General features: G+C 45.7%; 1 protein-coding gene. It reads right to left on the bottom strand.

The window, feature by feature from the left end; translation table 11 throughout:
- Positions 1–753 (bottom strand): type 2 periplasmic-binding domain-containing protein (locus GRP75_RS28545; protein WP_483311132.1); only part of this gene is annotated, 753 nt, incomplete at both ends.

Below are 753 nucleotides of genomic sequence, written 5' to 3'. Positions count from 1 at the left end.
CGACTGGCGCAGTTCCCTTAAGCGGAAGATGCTTCAGCATATGACTCGCTTCATCGTATTCAAAAATGTTCTGCTGAGTTTTGTCGCCGTAGGTGCCCCAGTTGTCCTGTACGGACTGGATGGGTTCATACAGTTGGTCAATCCATTTTGCTGTAAGCTCAAGATTTTTGTTGTCACTGGTAATCACCATTCTCCCCCGGTCAAAGCCGAGATTGTTCGTGCGGGTCACATTGACTTCACCGCTTGGCCCCGCGAGCGGATTCATCAATTCATATTTATCGTTGTCTCCTGAAATGTTCGCCTTATCCCATTGAAAATAGAGACCATATTTTTCATTCTGTCCTTTGGCCAGATACGTATTGTAATCCTGCTCGAATGACTCTTCGTCAATCAGGTTCAGCTTATAAAGCTCATTAAGGTATTTGATCCCCTCTTTATAACCGTCCTGATCGGCAGTGAAGACCACTTTCCCCTCATTGGTCACTACAGTATGATCGCCGTTGTCCCCAAGACCAAATGATCCAAACAGAAAATTCAGGTCCTCATTGCCGTTATTGAGTATAAAGGACAGCGGGATTTCATCCGCCTGGCCATTTCCGTTAGGGTCGTCATTTTTAAATGCGAGCAGAACTTTTTTTAAATCCTCGGTGGTTTTTGGCATTTTAAGTCCCAGCTTTTTCAGCCACTCCACATTGATCCATGGCATGTCGTTTACAGAATGAATGCTCTCCTTCCCGGCCCCCAGCTCTTCAA

Source organism: Paenibacillus sp. OT2-17 (assembly GCF_009827695.1).
Taxonomy (GTDB): Bacteria; Bacillota; Bacilli; order Paenibacillales; family Paenibacillaceae; genus Paenibacillus; species Paenibacillus polymyxa_B.
The sequence above is the reverse complement of the archived record's forward strand: the minus strand, read 5'-3'. Positions and strand labels throughout refer to the sequence as shown.